The 17,648-nt window shown below is 67.3% G+C and carries 17 protein-coding genes; 6 read left to right on the forward strand and 11 right to left on the reverse strand.

What is annotated here, in order from left to right; all coding sequences use genetic code 11:
* Positions 1-140: 140 nt before the first annotated feature.
* From K3181_RS07950 to K3181_RS07985, 8 genes are all read right to left on the reverse strand, one after another.
* Positions 141-1,118, reverse strand: coding sequence for an LLM class flavin-dependent oxidoreductase (locus tag K3181_RS07950; protein ID WP_221602457.1), 978 nt, complete (start codon positions 1,116-1,118; stop codon positions 141-143).
* Positions 1,115-1,954: a tetratricopeptide repeat protein gene (locus K3181_RS07955; protein ID WP_221602458.1), complete on the reverse strand. Its 840-nt coding sequence runs from the start codon at positions 1,952-1,954 to the stop codon at positions 1,115-1,117. The genes K3181_RS07950 and K3181_RS07955 overlap by 4 nt, the downstream gene beginning before the upstream one ends.
* Positions 1,951-2,694, reverse strand: coding sequence for an alpha/beta fold hydrolase (locus tag K3181_RS07960; RefSeq protein ID WP_221602459.1), 744 nt, complete (start codon positions 2,692-2,694; stop codon positions 1,951-1,953). The genes K3181_RS07955 and K3181_RS07960 overlap by 4 nt, the downstream gene beginning before the upstream one ends.
* A 40-nt stretch (positions 2,695-2,734) precedes the next feature.
* Positions 2,735-3,859 (reverse strand): M48 family metallopeptidase, encoded by a 1,125-nt coding sequence (locus K3181_RS07965; protein ID WP_221602460.1) that lies wholly within the window; start codon positions 3,857-3,859, stop codon positions 2,735-2,737.
* Positions 3,816-4,907: a YjgN family protein gene (locus K3181_RS07970; RefSeq protein ID WP_221602461.1), complete on the reverse strand. Its 1,092-nt coding sequence runs from the start codon at positions 4,905-4,907 to the stop codon at positions 3,816-3,818. The genes K3181_RS07965 and K3181_RS07970 overlap by 44 nt, the downstream gene beginning before the upstream one ends.
* A gap of 72 nt (positions 4,908-4,979) precedes the next feature.
* Positions 4,980-5,171, reverse strand: a complete 192-nt coding sequence (locus K3181_RS07975) for a helix-turn-helix transcriptional regulator (RefSeq protein WP_221602462.1) — start codon at positions 5,169-5,171, stop codon at positions 4,980-4,982.
* Positions 5,168-5,590, reverse strand: coding sequence for a hypothetical protein (locus tag K3181_RS07980; RefSeq protein ID WP_221602465.1), 423 nt, complete (start codon positions 5,588-5,590; stop codon positions 5,168-5,170). Before K3181_RS07980 ends, K3181_RS07975 begins: the two co-directional genes overlap by 4 nt.
* 3 nt (positions 5,591-5,593) lie before the next feature.
* Positions 5,594-5,767, reverse strand: coding sequence for a hypothetical protein (locus K3181_RS07985; RefSeq protein WP_221602466.1), 174 nt, complete (start codon positions 5,765-5,767; stop codon positions 5,594-5,596).
* 158 nt (positions 5,768-5,925) lie between these two features.
* Here K3181_RS07985 and K3181_RS07990 point away from each other — a divergent pair, with 158 nt between their 5' ends.
* From K3181_RS07990 to K3181_RS08000, 3 genes are all read left to right on the forward strand, one after another.
* Positions 5,926-7,590, forward strand: coding sequence for an alkaline phosphatase D family protein (locus K3181_RS07990; protein WP_221602467.1), 1,665 nt, complete (start codon positions 5,926-5,928; stop codon positions 7,588-7,590).
* A 229-nt stretch (positions 7,591-7,819) separates the two neighbouring features.
* Positions 7,820-9,832, forward strand: a complete 2,013-nt coding sequence (thrS, locus tag K3181_RS07995; protein ID WP_221602468.1) for a threonine--tRNA ligase — start codon at positions 7,820-7,822, stop codon at positions 9,830-9,832.
* Between the two features lie 14 nt (positions 9,833-9,846).
* On the forward strand, positions 9,847-10,590 hold the full coding sequence (locus tag K3181_RS08000) for a sulfite exporter TauE/SafE family protein (protein WP_221602469.1): 744 nt from the start codon (positions 9,847-9,849) through the stop codon (positions 10,588-10,590).
* A gap of 4 nt (positions 10,591-10,594) precedes the next feature.
* Here K3181_RS08000 and K3181_RS15715 read toward each other — a convergent pair whose 3' ends face one another.
* From K3181_RS15715 to K3181_RS08010, 3 genes are read right to left on the reverse strand one after another with little or no spacing between them, the layout of a single operon-like run.
* Positions 10,595-10,723, reverse strand: coding sequence for a hypothetical protein (locus K3181_RS15715; protein WP_282099770.1), 129 nt, complete (start codon positions 10,721-10,723; stop codon positions 10,595-10,597).
* A gap of 34 nt (positions 10,724-10,757) precedes the next feature.
* On the reverse strand, positions 10,758-11,738 hold the full coding sequence (locus K3181_RS08005) for an agmatine deiminase family protein (protein WP_221602878.1): 981 nt from the start codon (positions 11,736-11,738) through the stop codon (positions 10,758-10,760).
* A gap of 40 nt (positions 11,739-11,778) precedes the next feature.
* Positions 11,779-13,473, reverse strand: coding sequence for a M28 family metallopeptidase (locus K3181_RS08010; RefSeq protein WP_221602470.1), 1,695 nt, complete (start codon positions 13,471-13,473; stop codon positions 11,779-11,781).
* Between the two features lie 99 nt (positions 13,474-13,572).
* On the opposite strand from K3181_RS08010, the gene glnE reads away from it, so the two are divergent.
* Genes glnE through K3181_RS08025 form a run of 3 tightly spaced genes read left to right on the forward strand, consistent with a single transcriptional unit; the run spans position 13,573 to position 17,521 of the window.
* Complete coding sequence (glnE, locus tag K3181_RS08015) at positions 13,573-16,254, forward strand: bifunctional [glutamate--ammonia ligase]-adenylyl-L-tyrosine phosphorylase/[glutamate--ammonia-ligase] adenylyltransferase (protein ID WP_221602471.1); 2,682 nt, start codon at positions 13,573-13,575, stop codon at positions 16,252-16,254.
* Positions 16,251-16,724: a peroxiredoxin gene (locus K3181_RS08020; protein ID WP_221602472.1), complete on the forward strand. Its 474-nt coding sequence runs from the start codon at positions 16,251-16,253 to the stop codon at positions 16,722-16,724. The genes glnE and K3181_RS08020 overlap by 4 nt, the downstream gene beginning before the upstream one ends.
* Positions 16,721-17,521 (forward strand): ferritin-like domain-containing protein, encoded by an 801-nt coding sequence (locus K3181_RS08025; protein ID WP_221602474.1) that lies wholly within the window; start codon positions 16,721-16,723, stop codon positions 17,519-17,521. The genes K3181_RS08020 and K3181_RS08025 overlap by 4 nt, the downstream gene beginning before the upstream one ends.
* Positions 17,522-17,648: the final 127 nt, after the last annotated feature.

Genomic DNA, 17,648 nt, shown 5'->3' on the forward strand with positions numbered 1-17,648 from the left:
CGCCGCGAAATATCCGAGTCGTTTTGCGCTACGACCTATGAGCCGCGCCTAGGCCCCTTGGCACAAGCTCGCAAGGTGCTGCGCGCGCAATTTCGCAATCGTATGCGCAAGATGAGGGAAGCGATGCCGCTACGGCATGCTCAGCCGGTCAGCGTCTCCATCGCCAGGCGCAGCGATCGGCAGCGTGCCTGCGGATCGAACATGCTGCCGCCGAAGATCACCTCGTCCGCGCCGGTGCGCGAAACGAAGGCGCGCACCGCCTCGGCGGCCTGCCCGGGTGTGCCGATCGCGCTCGCCTGGCCGATATGCGCGAGCATGGCCTGCGTCGGAGCGGGCAGGCTCTCGCGATACCCGCGCACGGGCGGCGGCAGCTTGCCCGGCGTGCCCGTGCGCAACGCCACGAAGGCCTGCAGTTGCGACGAGGCGAGATACTCCGCCTCCTCCTCGGTATCGGACACGAAGAGGTTCATCGCGACCATGACATGCGGTTTCTCGAACGCCTCCGACGGCTGGAAATCGCGGCGATAGACTGCGAGCGCGGAATCGAGGTGATCGGGCGCGAAATGGCTCGCGAAGGCATAGGGCAGGCCGAGCTTCGCGGCGAGCTGCGCGCCGAACAGGCTCGAGCCGAGCATCCAGAATTCGGGGCGTGCGCCGAGGCCGGGGGTGGGGTGGATGGCGGTCTCGCCCGCCATCAGCGCCATCAGCTCGACCACGTCCTGCGGGAACATCTCCGCCGCGCGGTGGAGGTCCTTGCGCAGCGCGCGTTGCAGTTCCGGCCCGGCCCCGGGCGCCCGTCCGAGGCCGAGGTCGACACGGCCCGGAAACAGCGCGTCGAGCGTGCCGAACTGCTCGGCGATCTGGAACGGCGTGTGGTTCGGCAACATGATCCCGCCCGACCCGATGCGGATGGTGGATGTGGCGTTGCCGATATGCGCGAGCACGACCGAGGTCGCGCCGCCCGCGATCCCGGCCATGGCGTGGTGCTCGGCGACCCAGAAGCGCTTGCATCCCACGTCTTCGGCCGTCTTGGCCAGCTGCGTCGCGGCATCGAGTGCCTCGCCCACCGTGCCTCCATCGCGAACGGGGACGAGGTCGAGGACCGAATAGGCGGTCACTGTTCGAGCTGCTCGAGATAGGCGCGTGCGCGCGTTGCCTCTTGGCTCTGCGGGGCGACCTGCAGCACCGATTCGAAGCTGCGGCGCGCCTCGTCCTCGCGGCCGGCCAGCGCGGCAATCACGCCTGCCTCAAGCCCGATGGCCGGATCCTGCGGCGCGAGCAGCGCGGCCTGGGCGATCTGTTCGCGCGCCTCGCCCAGCCGTTCGAGGCGCCGCGAAAGCGTTGCCGAGAGCAGCCAGGCGCGGGAATTGGCGGGATCGTTGCCACGCGCGCTCGCCAGCGCTTCGACGGCTTCCTCGTTGCGACCCAGCGCGACGAGTGCGCGCGCGCGATCGACCGCGACGCTGGCCATCAGCGGGCCATCTTCGGCCTGGGTGGCAAAGCCGATCGAGCGAGCGAAGGCGATCTCCGCGATTGCGGGCTTGTCCTGCGCCATCGCGGCATTGCCTGCCATCGCCGCGAGCCGCGCCTGATAGGCGGGCGCGCCTTCGGGCACTTCGTCGGCGGCAAGGTCGAATGCGCGCTGTGCTTCGGCGAAATCCTCGAGCCGGACGAGCGCGAGGCCTAGGCAATGCGCGGACTGCGCCAGTTCGAGCTGGTTGGCCGCGGTCTCGCGCCAGGTCTGCGCCATGTCGCTCGCGGCCTCGGCGTCCTCGGTGGCGAGCGTGACGCATTCGGCCAGCTTGCCGCCCGAGGTCCCGGCGGTGGTCGTCGGCGGCTTCGCTTGCTCTTCCCTGACGCGCTCGCGCAGTTCGTCGGGCAGGTCGGGGAAGTCGCTGGTGGTGGTGCCGGGGCCGACCTGCATCAGGAGCAGGGCGAGAGCGGAGGTGATCATGCGGGGCCTTTCGAAAGCGCGTCGATCGTGCGCAGCAGCAGGGCGATATCCTGCTCGCGCGACAGGCGATGGTCGCCGTCTTTTACCAGCGTGACCTGTACATCGTCCGAACGCAGCGATGCGGCGAGGCGCAGGCTGATCTCCCACGGCACGTCGGCGTCGCGCTGGCCGTGGATCAGCCGTACGGGCGCGTGGATCGCGATCTCACGGTCGAGCAGCAGCTGCGCCTGGCCATCAGCGAAGAAGCCGGGATGCATCGGGGTGGGATCGGGACCGTAGGGGTTCTCGTCGAAAACGGTCTCGCCTGCAGAGAGTTTGGCCTTGTCGGCCTCCGAGCGGCCCCATTCGGTGAAATCGGGCGCGGAGGCGATGCCGACCATTCCCGCCAGCCGGCCACCCAGCGCAAGCCCCGCGAGCAGCATCAGCCAGCCGCCCATCGAGGAGCCGATCACCACGACCGGACCTTCGACGACAGCCTCGACCAGCGCGAGCACCTCGTCGCGCCATCGCGAGAGCGTGCCGTCGGCGAAATCGCCCGCGCTTTCGCCGCAGCCCGAATAGTCGAGCAGCAGGCAGGCCTGCCTGCGTTCCTCGGCCCAGGCGAACAGCGCGGTCGCCTTGCCCCCCGCCATGTCGGACATGTAGCCGGGCAGGAAGACCAACGTGGGCCCGCTGCCGGGCGTGTAGCGATAGGCAATGCGGCGCCCGTCGGGCATGGTGTGGAACCGGGTTTCGCTCATGCCGCATCGCTGTTCACCGCGCAGCGCGGGATTGCAACCCTCAGAAGAGATCGAACTCCTCGACGTCGGGATCGTCCTCGCACATCGACTTGAGCGCGGCGAACTCCTCCTCGGTCAGCACCGGCGGATATGTCTTCCCCTTGCGAGCCGACGAACGGTAGGCCTTGGCGCGTTCGGCCGACGACGGGTGGCTGGCGATCCAGCCGACCAGCGCCGGCGTGTCTTCGTCCTCGCCCGTCTCTTTGGCCAGGCGATCGAAGAAGCCTGCGGCACCGAGCGGCGAGATGTCGCTCTCGGCCATGCGCGCGCGGGCATAATCGTCGGCCTCTCGTTCGGCCTCGCGCGAATAGCCCATCGAGGCGAGGCCGAACACCGAATTGGTCACGCGAGAATCGGTGCCGGCGAGCAGGATCGAGAGGCCGAATTGGCGCAGCAGCGCGGTCATCACGTGGCGCTCGCGCACATGGCCGACCTCGTGGCCGAGCACCCCGGCCAGTTCCTCGGGGCTTTCGGCCTGCTGGACGAGGCCGTCGAACAGCAGCACCTGCCCCCCGGGGAGGGCGACGGCATTGATCATGCCCATGTTGGCGACGCCTGCGCGCACCTTGACCTTGCCGGGATCGACCTTGGCGACAAGCTTGTCGAGAGCGGCGGTGCCTGCGGGGGTTTCGCACAGCCGGCCGCCGAAATCGCCGATCATTGCATGGCCGATATTGCGCTCCCAGCTTTCCGGAATCCGCGGGCCGAGCCAGGCAGGAGCGGTGAGGAAGAGCGCGACCGCGGCCGCACTGGCGGCCCCGAAAATCGCTGCGGCGCGGCCCAGGCCGAGCTTGTCGACCCAGGCGCCGTATTCGCTCTTCCGCGGAAGCTGCGCAGCAAGCCCGGCAGGAAGGTCGTCGGGCAGGATCAAGCGGAAGTCGGGGATGCTCTCGCGCCGGTAGACGAGCTTTCCGCGGCGTGTTTCGGCATAGCGAAGGTCTTCGGTGGCGAATGCCTGCTCCGAGGTCGGGCCGGCGAGCCGGAACCCACCGTGCCCGTCCCAGGTCAGCTTGCCTTCGTGGCGCAGCGCATTGGTCCCGTCGTACCATTGCGCCTCGGTCTGGAAAGCATCCTCCATCGGCTCAGAACGCGCCCATGTCGAAGGCGTCGAGGAGGCCTTCGCCATGCTTGGCGGTCCTGGTTTCCGACTGGGTCAGTTCGTCGAGCAGGATTTCTCCGCCGGCCTCGAGATGCGTCATGAAGAACTTCCAGTGGCGGTAGGAAAGGAAGATCAGTCCGATCCCGAAGGTGAATACCACCAGCACGGCATCGACCACCAGCAGCTTGACCCAGTCGCGCGTCGATGCCTCGAAACTGAAATGCAGGTCGCGCCAGCGCGTCGAGCCCACCACCACGCGGTAGAACTTGGCGTAGAAGGCCACTGCGATGAGTCCGAGGCCGAGATAGAAGAACAGGACCAGGCCGATGATTGCAGCGATTCCGCCGATCGCCATGCCGTCCTCGCCGCCGATGCCGTAGCCAGCGAGCGTGCCCATTCCGGCCATGACCACCCCACCCACGAAGAAGACGAACGGTGCGAGGTAGAACAGGAGGAAGCGGGCAAAGACCTCGCCCGGTTCGGCGTCGGATTCGAATTCGAACGGACCGAAGCTCATCTTCGACCAGCGCTCGTTCCACAGGCTGGTCATCGACCACGGAATGAGGAGGCCGAGCGGCAGCGTGCCGACTATCGTCTTCCACATGTAGGACAGGCCGAACAGGAAGCCGTTGCTGTCGCTACCCCCGCGAATGCCCCGCCAGCGGGTGCGCGAGAGGCGATAGCGCAAGGCCCTGAAGCGGGCCACGCCGCCGAGGTAGAAGATCGAGGTGAGGGCAATGAAGCCGAGCGCCACCCCGAGCGCCTCGTAGCCGCGGGCGATCAGGGCCTGTGCGATGAAGGTCATCCCGAAATAGGGCACGCCGAACAGGATCATGACCATCACGAAGCCGAGAAACAGCTCCATGCCGGTGCCCGCCCATTCGAGGTGTTCGTCGACGAACCGCGTGCGCGACCACAGATAGCGCCGTTCGCGCGCGGTAGCCCAGAACCGGTAGATGCCCAGCGTGACCACGGTCAGCAGCAGATTAGGGAAAGCGATCTTCGCGAATTCGCGCCAGTCGCCCTCGAAAGCAAAGGCGGAATCGTCGCCCTGCCCGTTATTGTCGTATTCCATGAAAAACCCCTTCGACCCACGCGCTTGGTCGTGGATCGAAGGGTTCGTGTCAATGACGATACGGCAAGATCGTCAATCGCGCTGGAAAATCTCCTCGATCGCGAGGCCGAATACATCGGCAATACGGAAGGCCAGCGGCAGCGAGGGGTCGTAACGGCCCGTCTCGATGGCGTTGACGCTCTGGCGCGAAACCTCGAGCGCTGTAGCCAGATCCTGCTGGCTCCAGTCGCGTTCGGCGCGCAGGACCTTGAGGCGGTTCTTCACGCCAGGGTCCCCGCCGTGCCCATGGTGATCTTGTTGTAGATCGCCCCGACACCCAGTCCCATGAACCAGAAGAAGGCGGCGCCGAAGCCGCCATTCCCCTGCGCGACGAGTTCGAAGTTCTGGAGGAATTCCCAGATGGTCATGACCGTCAGGCAGAAGCCGGTGGCGACAAGGCATTGCCGGACGATCAGCATGCGGATGAACTCGTCCTTCTCCTCGACGATGAACCGCATCACCGCCCAGAACACGCCGATGACCGGAAGCGCAGGGGCGATGGCCAGCGGCCAGGCCAGCGGGCCGCTGACCTGGTCGTGACGGAAGAGCCACACCGCGATGAAGAGCAGGATGAGGTAGACCGTCATCAGCACCGCGAGGCGGCGCGTGTAGCGCTTGGCGGCGGAGGTCCAACAGACGGCCATGGCTCAGGCTTCCTTCGTTCGGCAGCGGCTGCGGCCCAGCCAGGCCGAGGGAAACAGCGCCAGCAGCGCGAAGGGCGCGAACTGAGCGATCTGCTCGGGGATGATGTCGAAGACCGCCAGCACGGCGACCGCAATCATCGCGGTAGCGAGGGCAAGGGCTTTCTGAATCTGGGTCATGACAATGGTCCTTTTCTTGATGTAAAGCGTGTTTGTCATGCGATTCGTGAATTGTCAAGATAACTTTCCATTTTGACGCGCATGCTTTCCGAAATGCGTTTTCCCTTGTCACCGCGCGGTCATCGGGCGCAGGCATGGCGCGAGTGAGGAGACAGATGATGATCGCCACCGAACCCCCAGCATCGCCCAAGATTCCGGTGGTCGACCGCCGTACCCTGTTGAAGGGCGGGCTGCTCGGTCTGGGTGTCGCGGGCGCGCCGCTTTCGGCGCAGGCTTCGCTCGGCGGTTTCACTCATGGCGTCGCCAGCGGCGAACCGGGTGCGAATCGGGCGCTCCTGTGGACCCGGTATGTCGGCGGGCAGGACACGCGGCTCGAACTTGAAGTCAGCGAATCGCTCGATTTCGCGCGCGCCGTGGCGGGCGGCTCTGTGACCGCGAGCGCCGAACACGGCTGGTGCTGCAAGGCCTGGGCCGAAGGCCTCGAACCGGGGCGCTGGTATTATTATCGCTTCACCGCGCCCGATGGATCGCATTCGGACGTCGGGCGGACGAGGACGCTGCCCGCGGGCGCGACCGACAAGTTCCGCATGGCGGTATTCTCGTGCTCGAACATTGGTTTCGGCTGGTTCAACGCCTACGCCCATGCGGCGGCGGACGGCAGCTTCGACTGCGCGCTGCACCTGGGCGACTATTTCTACGAATACGCGCCGGGCACTTACCCCTCGACCGACGAGACCGCGGCGGGCCGCATCGTGTGGCCCTCGAACGAGCTCGTCGCGCTCGCCGACTACCGGGCTCGCTATGCCGCCTATCGCCGCGATCCCGACCTGCGGCGCCTGCACCAGCTCTTCCCGATGATCGCGGTGTGGGACGACCACGAGAGCGCGAATGATTCGTGGGAAGGCGGGGCAGAGAACCACCAGCCCGACACCGAAGGCGAATGGTCGGCGCGCAAGGCGGCCGCGATGAAGGCCTATCGTGAATGGATGCCCGTCTCCGACGAGCCTTGGGCCTCCTACGAGGTGGGCGATCTCGCGACGCTCTATCGTCTCGAGACCCGCCTGACCGCGCGCGCCAAGCAGTTCAGCCTCGGCGAGATCCTCCGCGGGGCCAACGGCTCGCCCGAAGAGGCGCAGGCGGCGCTGGTGGCCTTTCGAGAGGGCGATTATGCCGATCCCGCGCGCGAACTGCTCGGCGCCAGGCAGCAGGCGTGGCTCGCCGAAGGCTTCAAGGCATCGAAGGGTGCGGGCAAGACCTGGCAGGTGCTCGTCCAGCAGGTACTGATGGGCAATCTCGTCTCGTCGCCCTCGCTCGCTGCCGCGCTGCCCAAGGATGCGCCCGACTACATCCGCCAGCGCGTGCTCGCCGGCGCCATGGCCGGCGCGGAGGGCGTGCCGTTCAACATGGATGCCTGGGACGGCTATCCCGCCGCACGGGCGCGCGTGTTCGAAGCCGCGCTCGCTGCCGATGCGAACTTGATCAGCCTGGCGGGCGATACGCACAATGCCTGGGCCTTCGACCTCGATCATGCGGGCACGGCCGTCGGCGTCGAGTTCGGCGGCCAGTCGGTCACCTCCCCGGGGGTGGAAGGCTATCTCCCGCAAATTCCCGCCGATGTCTTCGCGCGCGACACGGTGGCCAACAATGCGCAGCTCCAGTGGATGGATGCCTCGCGTCGCGGCTATATGGCGGTCGAGCTCACCCCGGGAAGCGCGAGCAGCGAATATCGCTTCCTATCGAGCGTGCGCGAGAAGGGTGCGAGCGTTGTCGCGACCAAGCGGATGACCACGCTGGCGGGGAGCCGCAAGCTCGAGGCGGGTTGAGCATTCCTGCCTCCCGCGCTATCTCTCGCCGCATGACGCAGCTGCGGATCACAACCACGACTACCACCACTCCGGGCAACCGGGGGCGGTCGGTCGCGGCATAAGCGATCCACTGCCGCCCGGTTTCGGGCGGTGGGCGTTTCCTCCCGAAATCGCGAAATTCCGCCAAACGCCGCTTCAAGCGCGCGCGCTCCTGTGCCATGGCCGCGCCAAGCAACGGTAAGAGACGATGACGGAACTTCTCAAGATCAGCCTGCCCGACGGTTCGGTGCGCGAAATGGAGGCGGGTTCGACGCCGGCCGATGTGGCTGCTGCGATCGGCCCCGGCCTCGCCAAGGCCGCGATCGCCGCGCGGGTCGATGGCGAATTGCGCGACATCAACCGCCCGTTCGAGGGCGATGCCGAGCTTGCCCTGGTCACCGGTCGCGACGAGGAGGACGCACTCGAGCTCGCGCGCCACGATTTCGCCCATGTGCTCGCGGAAGCGGTACAGGCGCTGTGGCCCGGCACGCAGATCACCTTCGGCCCGGCGACCGACGACGGCTTCTATTACGACGTGAAGGCGCCCGAGAGCCGCGATCCCTTCAGCATGGACGATCTGCCCGCGATCGAGGAAAAGATGCGCGAAATCATTCGCGCGGACAAGCCGCTCCGCCGCGAGGTCTGGAGCCGCCAGCAGCTGATCGACAAGTGGGAGGCCGAGGGCGAGGTCTTCAAGGCCGAATGGGCCAAGGAACTGCCCGAGAACGAGGAGCTGACGGTCTACTGGTCGGGGGACGACTGGCTCGACATGTGCCGCGGCCCGCACCTCGCCAGCACGGGCAAGCTCGATCCCGATGCCTTCAAGCTGATGCGCGTCGCCGGGGCCTATTGGCGCGGCGACCAGAAGAACGCGCAGCTCACGCGCATCTACGGCACGGGCTGGCTCAACAAGAAGCAGCTCAACGCCCACCTTACGCGGCTGGAGGAGGCGGCCAAGCGCGACCATCGCAAGCTCGGCCGCGAGATGGATCTGTTCCACCTGCAGGAAGAGGCGCATGGCAGCGTCTTCTGGCATCCCAAGGGCTACCGCATCTGGCGCGAGCTCGAAGCCTATATGCGCCGCAAGATGGACGGCGGCGGCTATCGCGAGATCAAGACGCCGCAGCTGATGGACGTGCGCCAGTGGACCCAGTCGGGCCACTGGGGCAAATATGCCGAGAACATGTTCGCCGTCCCCGACATCGTCCCCGAAGTGGATGACGAAGGGGAAACGGCCGCTTCGCCCCGGGTCGCCGACGATGCCGACTGGATGGCGATCAAGCCGATGAACTGTCCGGCGCACGTGCTCGTCTTCAAGCAGGGCATCACCTCCTATCGCGACCTGCCGATCCGGCTGGGCGAAATGGGCTGCTGCCACCGCAACGAGCCGCATGGCGCGCTTCACGGCCTCATGCGCGTGCGCCAGTTCACGCAGGACGACGCACATATCTTCTGCACCGAGGCGCAGGTGGTCGAGGAGGTGCGCAAGTTCTGCGCGCTCGCCGACAGCGTCTACAAGGACTTCGGCTTCACCTATCACGTCAAGCTCGCGCTGCGCCCCGAGAAGCGTTTCGGCAGCGAGGCGGACTGGGACAAGGCCGAGCAGGAACTGCGCGATGCGGTCGCCGAAGCGGGCATGGACAACGAGGAATACGGCTGGGAAGAACTCCCGGGCGAAGGCGCCTTCTATGCGCCCAAGCTCGAATGGCACCTGACCGACGCGATCGGCCGCACCTGGCAAGTCGGCACGATCCAGGGCGATCGTGTGCTGCCCGACCGCCTCGACGCGACCTATGTCGGCGAGGATGGCGAGAAGCACCGCCCGGTCATGCTGCACCGCGCCATCTTCGGCAGCTACGAACGCTTCATCGGGATCCTGATCGAGCATTTCGCCGGTCGCCTGCCCGCGTGGCTGGCTCCCGTGCAGGCGGTGGTCGCGACGATCGTCTCGGATGCCGACGACTACGCCAAGGAAGCGGTCGTCAAGCTCGAGGCGGCGGGCATCCGTGTCGAGAGCGACCTGCGCAACGAGAAGATCAACTACAAGGTCCGCGAGCACAGCCTCGCCAAGGTCCCGCACCTGCTGGTGGTCGGCAAGCGCGAGGCCGAGGAAGGCACCGTCGCGGTCCGCACGCTCGGCGAACAGCACCAGAAGGTGATGAGCCTCGACGAGGCGATCGCGATGCTCAAGGACGCGGGCACGCCGCCCGACCTGCGATAGGAGGCCGGCGCGGGATGGAACTGCTCGCGGCCTATGCGCCGTGGCAACTGGCGGCGGTGCTGGCCGCCGCCTTCAGCTCGGCCTTCGTGCGCGGCCTGACCGGCTTCGGCATGGCTATCCTGCTGGTGCCGATTCTCGCGCTCGCCCTGTCGCCGGTGCATGCCGTGCTACTGACCAATTTCCTCTCGGTCTTCGTCGGCCTGTCGGAGATCCGGCGGCTGGTGCGTGGGGCGGAGCGATCGGCCTGGATCATCATCGCGCTGGTTGTGCTGACGACGCCCGCGGGGCTGTATCTATTGAGCATCACCACACCCGACGTGGCGCGCCTGGCGATCGCCATCATTGCCTTGTCGGCCTTCGGCGCGATCCTGCTGCCGCAACGCGCGGCGCTGGAGCATCATCCAGCAACCACCGGGAGTGTGGGCATCTTGAGCGGGCTGATGACGGGCTATGCCGGCATGCCGGGCCCGCCGGTCGTTCCCTACTACGTCGGCCGCGCCATCCCGCGCGAGATGGCCAAGGCCTCGATGCTGCTGATCTTCACCTGCGCCTCGACCACCGGTTTGGTCAGCGGAGCGGTCTTGGGAGTCCTCGACTGGTCCCTCCCGCCGCTTGCCGTGCTACTGTTTCCCGCAGTGCTGCTGGGCAACTGGCTCGGCAACCGCGCCTCGGGCCGGATTGGCGACGGGCTATGGCGTACCGCTGTAGGTGCAATTCTGGGCGGGGCGGCGCTGGCCGCGCTCGCGCGCCTGATCTAGCGGATCAGAAAGGCAGGACCGGCCCGGCGAGGACCAGCGCAAGGCCGCAGCCACCGACAATCAGCGCGCGTGCGATATCGACAATGCGATCGTTGGCGCTTTTTGAGCGGGCGAGAGCGATAGCCTTGGCCATGCTCCCATTCTCCGCTGCAAATCCTAACGAATTGTTAAGGACACCATCCGGCGCGGGGCATCTGCTGGCTCGCGCAGTGGAACCCGCCGCCCCCTGCCAGCACCGCGTCGCCCGGTAGGCCCACGGTGGCGCGGTCGGGAAACAGCTCGGCGATCGCCGCAACGCCGTCCGCGTCGTGCGGGCTGCCGAAGGTCGGAACCACTACGAGGTGGCTGGTGATGGCGAAATTTGCGTAGCTCGCGGGCTCGATCCGGTCGCCGCTGGTGACGAGGCCTGGGGAGGGGATTTCCTTCACCGCCACGCCCGCTTCCTCCGCGCGCCGCCTGGCGTCGGCATAGATGGCCGCATTGGGATCGTCGCTGCCCGTCGCGCGCGCCAGGCACAGCGTATTGGTAGCGACGAAGCGCGCGAGATTGTCGACATGGCCGTCGGTGTGATCGTTGATCAGCCCGTCACCGAGCCACAGCACGCGGCTGAAGCCGAGGTCATCCTCCAGCCGCTGCTCGATTTCCTCGCGCGACAAGTGCGGGTTGCGATTGGGATTGAGCAGGCACTGCTCGGTGGTGGCGACAAGACCGGTCCCGTCGCCGTCCACCGCGCCGCCCTCGAGGACCCAGTCGGCTACCTCGAGCGGCAGCCCGGCGTCCTTGGCCAGTTCGGCGCCCACCGTCTGGTCGCCGTCCATCAGATATTTGCCGCCCCAGCCGTTGAAGCCGAAGCGCCGCGCACTGCGCTGGCTGTCGCCGCCGCACAGCACCAGCGGACCGGTGTCGCGCAGCCAGACGTCGCCGTAGACACGGCGTTCGAGCGTGACCTTGCCCGAAACGAGCTGGCGTGCACGCGCCTCGTTCGCGGCATCGCGCACCAGCAGGCGGACTTCCTGTCCGCTTTCGGCCACCGCATTGGCGAAGGCCGCGATCTGCTCCTGCGCGCGCGGGAGCACCTCGGGCCATTCGTCGGCGTCGTGCGGGAAGCCGATCCACAGCCAGTCCTGCGGCGCCCATTCGGGCGGCATCATCTGCATCGGCTTGCCCTTCTCGACCTGTGCCGACGGCTCAGCAGCCGCCCTCGCCTTCGCAGCTCTTGTCGCGTGCGGCGCGGAATTCGTCGCCCTCGACCCAGTTGGGCCAACTGGTGCTCATCGCGAGCATGCGACCGATGCGGTAATAGAGCGAGAGGTCCTTCAGCGCGCCCGACCAGTCCCAGTTGGGATCGTATTCGTCGCTCGGCTGGTGGTAGCGGTTCTCGGTATAGTCCTTGGCATAGGCCTGGCCGGCTTCGGTCCCGCCCTCGACCAGGTCTTCGCCGCCGTCGACATAGAGCATCGGCAACCCGCGCTTGGCCATGCTGAAGTGGTCCGAGCGATAGTAATAGCCCTTCTCGGGGGTCGATTCGGGCGTGGCCGTGCGGCCTTCTTCCTTGAGTGCGGCGTCGAGGAACTCGTCGAGCCTGCTCTTGCCGCCGCCGACCACGGTGACGTCCTTGGCCGGACCCGCGAGCGACAGCGCGTCCATGTTGAGCCCGCCCACGGTTTGCGACAACGGGAAGACCGGGTTGGCGGCGTAATAGTCCGAACCGAGCAGGCCCGATTCCTCACCGGTCACTGCCAAGAAGACGAGGCTGCGATCGGCCGGCCCGGCCTTGGCATGCGCCTCTGCCAGCGCGACGAGCGCCGCGCTGCCGGTGGCGTTGTCGACCGCGCCGTTGCAGATGTCGTCACCGGTGGCGTCGGGCTTGCAACGGCCGAGATGGTCCCAATGGGCGCTGTAGAGGACGTATTCGTCGGGGCGCTTCGCACCCGGCAGCACGCCGATGACGTTCTTCGAATCGAACTTGCGGACGGTGTTGCCGAACTTGGTCGAGGCGGTCAGGCCCAGCGGAACCGCCTTGAAGCCCTTCTTCTTGGCTGCGGCCGAGAGCGTGGCGAGATCCTTGCCCGCCGCGCCGAGGATCTTCTCCGCGACCGGCTTCTGCATCCAGCCGTTGACCAGCGTCTGGTCGGCGCCGCCGTCCTTGCGCTCGGGATAGACCTGCGGCCCGGTCCAGGAAGATTCGACGACGTTCCAGCCATAGGCGGCGGGGAAGGTGTCGTGGATGATGATAGCCCCCGCGGCACCCTGGCGCGCGGCTTCTTCATACTTGTAGGTCCAGCGCCCGTAATAGGTCATGGCGCGGCCGTTGAACGGGCCTTCGAGGCCCTCGGTCTCGTAATCGGGATCGTTGACGAGGATGACCGCGGTCTTCCCCTTCATGTCGACGCCCGCATAGTCGTTCCAGCCCTTCTCGGGTGCGTTGATGCCGTAGCCGACGAAGACCAGCTCGCTGTTCTCGAGATCGGTCTGCTCGTCCTCGCGATAGGTGACGCCGACCCACTCATCGCCGAAGGAGAAGCTCATGTCCTTGCCCGCCCCCGCGATCTTGAGCGGACCGAGGTCCTGGCCCTCGATCTCGACGAAGGGGACGGTCTGCGTCCACGAACCGTTGTTGCCCGGCTCGAGTCCGGCCCGCTTGAACTGCTCGATCAGGTAGGCGACCGTCTTCTCCTCGCCCGGCGTGCCGGGCGCGCGGCCTTCGAATTCGTCCGAAGCGAGTTTCTCGGTGACGCTCTTCATCGTGTCGATGTTGAGCTCGCCGGCGGCGACCTGCGGGATGTCGAGCGCCGCGCCTTCGGTACTGGCGGCTCCATCCTGGCCCATCGAACAGGCGGTGAGCGCCAGCGCTGCGCTGGCGGCGAGAATGGTTCGGATCATTGCGACTACCTCTCTTGCTTCTCGTGCGGGGGGCTTCTGTCAGCATGGACGCGCGAGGGCAAGCTTGCGTCGGGGGATGCGGGGCGGCAGGAACCCGCGATGGCCGCCGACTGGACCTCTGCGCTCACCCGCGCCCGCGCGCATGCGCCCTTCCTCGCCCGCGCGCTCGAGCGGCGGCCCGATCTCGCCGAGCTGCTTGCTGCGGGCGATGGCGACGCGGCGTTGATTGCGGCCAAGCAGGTCGATGCGGAGGATGTCGCCACGGCGCTGCGCCGCGAGCGGCTCGGCCTCGCGCTGGTGCTGGCGATCGGCGACCTCGCCGGCGGCTTCGATCTCGACAAGGTTATGCGCGAACTGTCGACCTTCGCCGACCGGGCGCTCCACGGCGCGCTCGCTGCGGCGATCGCCCGGCGCGTGCCCGATGCAGAACCGGCGGGGATGATCGGGCTGGCGCTGGGCAAGCACGGCGCGGGGGAGCTGAACTATTCCTCCGACATCGATCCGATCCTGCTCTATGATCCCGCGACCCTGCCGCGCCGCGAACGCGACGAGCCCGGCGAAACCGCGCAACGCTATGCGCGCGAGACGGTACGGCTGCTCTCCGAAGTGACCAGCGAGGGCTATGTCTTCCGCGTCGACCTACGGCTGCGCCCCGCCGCCGAAGTCAGCCCGCCTGCTTTACCCCTCGACGCGGCCATCACACACTACGAGAGCTCGGCGCTGGCGTGGGAGCGGGCTGCCTTCATTCGCGCACGCGCCTGCGCGGGCGATATCGCGGCGGGCGAGGCCTTCCTCGACCATATCCGCCCCTTCGTCTGGCGCCGCAGCCTCGACTTCGGCGCGATCGACGAGATTCGTCGCCTCACCTATCGCATCCGTGACGAGCAGAGTGGACTGGCCAGCCCTGAGCCGGGATACAACCTCAAGCTCGGCCGCGGGGGCATTCGCGAAATCGAGTTCTTCGCCCAGACGCACCAGTTGATTCATGGGGGTCGCGACCCCTCGCTGCGGGTGCGGGGGACCCGCGCCGCACTCGATGCGCTCGCGGCCACGGGACGGATCGCCCCTGAAGACGCCCGCCTTCTCGGGGAAAGCTACGACGGCCTGCGCACGATCGAGCACCGGCTGCAGATGGTCGCCGACAAGCAGACGCACTCGCTGCCTGCAGGCGAAGCGCTCGACAATGTCGCGCGGTTGCACGGCCTCGATGATGGCGCCGCGCTTGTCGCGCATGTTCGCGACCTGGCTCGGCCGGTTGCCGAACGGTTCGATGCGCTGCTCGACCAGGACCGGACGTCGGGACCGGCGAGTGCGCCGCGCACGCTCGCTGCCGACGACAACCCACCACCCGTCCCGGCCGATCTGGCCGATCGCGTGGCCGGCTGGAGGGGCGGGCGGTATCAGGCGCTGCGCAGCCCGGCCGCGCTCGGCGCCTTCGAGGCGATCCGCCCGGACCTCCTCGCCTCGATCGCAGCCTCGCCCGATCCCGATGCGACGCTGGTACGCTGGGAAAGCCTGATCGCGCGCCTGCCGAGCGCCATCAATTTGTTCCGTCTGCTCGAGGCGCGCCCTGGCCTTTTCGCACTGATCGCCGACTGCCTCACGCTCGCGCCGCCGCTGGCCGACGAGTTGGCAAGGCGGCCCGATCTGCTCGATGCGCTGATCGATCGCACCGCGCTCGATTTGCCCGGCCGCGTTGCCGATCTGGCCGAGCGCATGGGGCGGCGCGAGCGCGGCGACGATTACGAGATGCGGCTCGACCGCTTGCGCGTTGTCACCGGCGAAGCGCGTTTCGCGCTCGGCGTCCAGCTGATCGAGGCGGCGCACGACCCGCTGGCGATCGCCGCCGGACTCGCGCGCACCGCCGAAGCGGCGTTGCAGGTCGCGCTCGCCGCCGCCGAGGAGGAGTTCGCCGCCAGGCATGGCCGTATCGTGGGCAGCGAGCTGGTGGTTGTCGGGCTCGGGCGGCTCGGTGGCGGCGCGCTGACACATGCCTCCGATCTCGACATCATCTATCTCTTCACCGGCACGCATGAAGGCGAGTCCGACGGCGATCGCCCGCTCGGCGCGACGCTCTATTTCAACCGCCTCGCCCAGCGGGTGACCGCCGCGCTGAGCGTGCCGACCGCGCAGGGCGCGCTCTACGAGGTCGATACGCGGCTCCGGCCACAGGGCGCGCAGGGACCGCTCGCGGTGAGCGTCGAGAGCTTCGCCCGCTACCAGCGCGAGGATGCCTGGACCTGGGAGCACATGGCGCTCACCCGGGCGCGAGTGATCGCTGGCAGCGAGGCCGCGCGCGAGGAGATCGATGGGGTGGTGGATGCGATCCTCCGCGCGCCGCGCGATCCCGATGCATTACGCACCGACCTGCTCGCGATGCGCGGCGAAATGGCCGCGCACAAGCCGCCCAAGGGCCCACTCGATGCCAAATTGCTGCGCGGCGGGCTCGTCGATCTCGAGTTCCTGATCCACTTCCTCCAGCTGCGCGACCGCATTGCGCTGACCCCCGATCTCGCCGCCGCGATCGCCGCCTTGGTCGAGGCCGGGAGCCTGCCCGCCGCCATCGGTGAGGCGCACGACTTGATGACGCGGTTGCTGGTCGGTACGCGGCTGCTCGCGCCCGAGCTCTCCCGCCCCAAGGCCGCAGCCGCGGCGCTGCTGGCACGGCAGAGCGGGTGCGAGGATTATGCTGCGTTGCTGCAAGCGCTGGACGCGGCTCGCGGAGCGGTCGCGGCGGCGTGGCAGGCGATATTCGGCGAAACCCTGGAGATGGACCAATGAGCGACAGTTTTGACGAAGGCGATGCCTTTCCCGATTTCAGCATGGAAACGCCCGATGGGGGCACGGTGACCAAGGCCGATCTGGCTGGCCGCAAGGCAGTGATCTTCTTCTACCCCAAGGACAACACGCCCGGTTGCACCACCGAGGCGAAGGATTTCTCCGCGCTCAAGGCTGACTTCGAGCAGGCCGGCGTGCGGCTGCTGGGCGTCAGCAAGGATTCGGCGAAGAAGCACCAGAATTTCATCGCCAAGCACGATCTCACGGTCGACCTTGCCACCGATGCGCAGGAGGGCGGCCTGTCTGACGTGCTCGGCGCCTGGGGCGAGAAGCAGAATTACGGCCGGACCTACATGGGCATGATTCGCTCGACCTATCTGCTCGACGGCGAAGGCCGCATCCTGCGCGTCTGGCCCAAGGTGCGGGTCAAGGGACACGCAGAGGAAGTGCTCGAGGCAGCACGATCGGCATGACCTCCCGCCATCGCATGCTCGGCGAGGCGATCCGCGCCGCATTGCTGACAGGCGAACCACAGGCCAAGGTCTTCGCCGCGCGCGCGGTCGCGCGCGACTGGCGGCTGGGGCGGCTAGAATTCGGTTCCGATGGAGCAATGCCCGATCGCCCGGCCTGGCCGGCGAAGCTCGAGTTCCTGCCTCCCGCCCGCATGCCCAAGCGCGGCAAGATGGGATCCGAGCGCAATCGAATCGCGTTGTGGCACGCGCTCGCGCATATCGAATTCGTCGCCATCGACCTCGCACTCGACATGGCCGGACGCTTCGGCGCGGCGATGGGCGAGGCGTTCGTTTCGGATTTCCTGGCGGTGGCCGCGGACGAGGCGATGCATTTCGCGCTGATCGCCCGCAAGCTCGAATCGCTCGGATTGCAATACGGTGCGCTGCCGGTGCACGACGGGCTATGGAGTGCCGCGCAGGACACCGCGCACGATGTCGCCGCGCGGCTGGCGGTGGTTCCCATGGTGCTCGAGGCGCGCGGGCTCGACGTCACGCCTGCAACGCTCGAGCGGGTTCGCGAGCAGGGAGATGAAGGCGGCGCGCGAATCCTCGAACGAATCCTTGACGACGAAATCCGGCATGTCGCCATTGGCTCCAAGCACTTTCATGCGTTGTGCGAGGTGCGCGGAGAGAATCCCCGAGAATCGTGGCAAAAGCTCGTCCACACGTATTTTTCCGGAGGGCTGAAAGGTCCGTTCAACGACTCAGCGCGTTTCGCAGGCGGCCTACCGCGCGACTACTACGCGACTATTGCCTGATTAAGATTTTCGCCCTTAACCCAAACTCACGAGACGCCGGGGGGTTCCGGCAGTGACTGAAAAGAGAGCGGTAGCGGCACGGGACGCCGTCATCGCTCGGGATCGAACAGGCGCAAAAGCGCCGGAT

The organism is Qipengyuania mesophila (genome assembly GCF_019711655.1).
Taxonomy (GTDB): Bacteria; Pseudomonadota; Alphaproteobacteria; order Sphingomonadales; family Sphingomonadaceae; genus Qipengyuania; species Qipengyuania mesophila.

What these genes read in the sequence shown, in the direction of transcription:
- K3181_RS07955 (WP_221602458.1), bottom strand. Translation starts at nt 1,954, where the DNA reads ATGATCACCTCCGCTCTCGCCCTGCTCCTGATGCAGGTCGGCCCCGGC.
- K3181_RS07960 (WP_221602459.1), bottom strand. Translation starts at nt 2,694, where the DNA reads ATGAGCGAAACCCGGTTCCACACCATGCCCGACGGGCGCCGCATTGCC.
- K3181_RS07965 (WP_221602460.1), bottom strand. Translation starts at nt 3,859, where the DNA reads ATGGCGAAGGCCTCCTCGACGCCTTCGACATGGGCGCGTTCTGAGCCG.
- K3181_RS07970 (WP_221602461.1), bottom strand. Translation starts at nt 4,907, where the DNA reads ATGGAATACGACAATAACGGGCAGGGCGACGATTCCGCCTTTGCTTTC.
- K3181_RS07980 (WP_221602465.1), bottom strand. Translation starts at nt 5,590, where the DNA reads ATGGCCGTCTGTTGGACCTCCGCCGCCAAGCGCTACACGCGCCGCCTC.
- K3181_RS07985 (WP_221602466.1), bottom strand. Translation starts at nt 5,767, where the DNA reads ATGACCCAGATTCAGAAAGCCCTTGCCCTCGCTACCGCGATGATTGCG.
- K3181_RS07990 (WP_221602467.1), top strand. Translation starts at nt 5,926, where the DNA reads ATGATCGCCACCGAACCCCCAGCATCGCCCAAGATTCCGGTGGTCGAC.
- thrS (WP_221602468.1), top strand. Translation starts at nt 7,820, where the DNA reads ATGACGGAACTTCTCAAGATCAGCCTGCCCGACGGTTCGGTGCGCGAA.
- K3181_RS08000 (WP_221602469.1), top strand. Translation starts at nt 9,847, where the DNA reads ATGGAACTGCTCGCGGCCTATGCGCCGTGGCAACTGGCGGCGGTGCTG.
- K3181_RS15715 (WP_282099770.1), bottom strand. Translation starts at nt 10,723, where the DNA reads ATGGCCAAGGCTATCGCTCTCGCCCGCTCAAAAAGCGCCAACGATCGC.
- K3181_RS08005 (WP_221602878.1), bottom strand. Translation starts at nt 11,738, where the DNA reads ATGCCGCCCGAATGGGCGCCGCAGGACTGGCTGTGGATCGGCTTCCCG.
- K3181_RS08010 (WP_221602470.1), bottom strand. Translation starts at nt 13,473, where the DNA reads ATGATCCGAACCATTCTCGCCGCCAGCGCAGCGCTGGCGCTCACCGCC.
- glnE (WP_221602471.1), top strand. Translation starts at nt 13,573, where the DNA reads ATGGCCGCCGACTGGACCTCTGCGCTCACCCGCGCCCGCGCGCATGCG.
- K3181_RS08020 (WP_221602472.1), top strand. Translation starts at nt 16,251, where the DNA reads ATGAGCGACAGTTTTGACGAAGGCGATGCCTTTCCCGATTTCAGCATG.
- K3181_RS08025 (WP_221602474.1), top strand. Translation starts at nt 16,721, where the DNA reads ATGACCTCCCGCCATCGCATGCTCGGCGAGGCGATCCGCGCCGCATTG.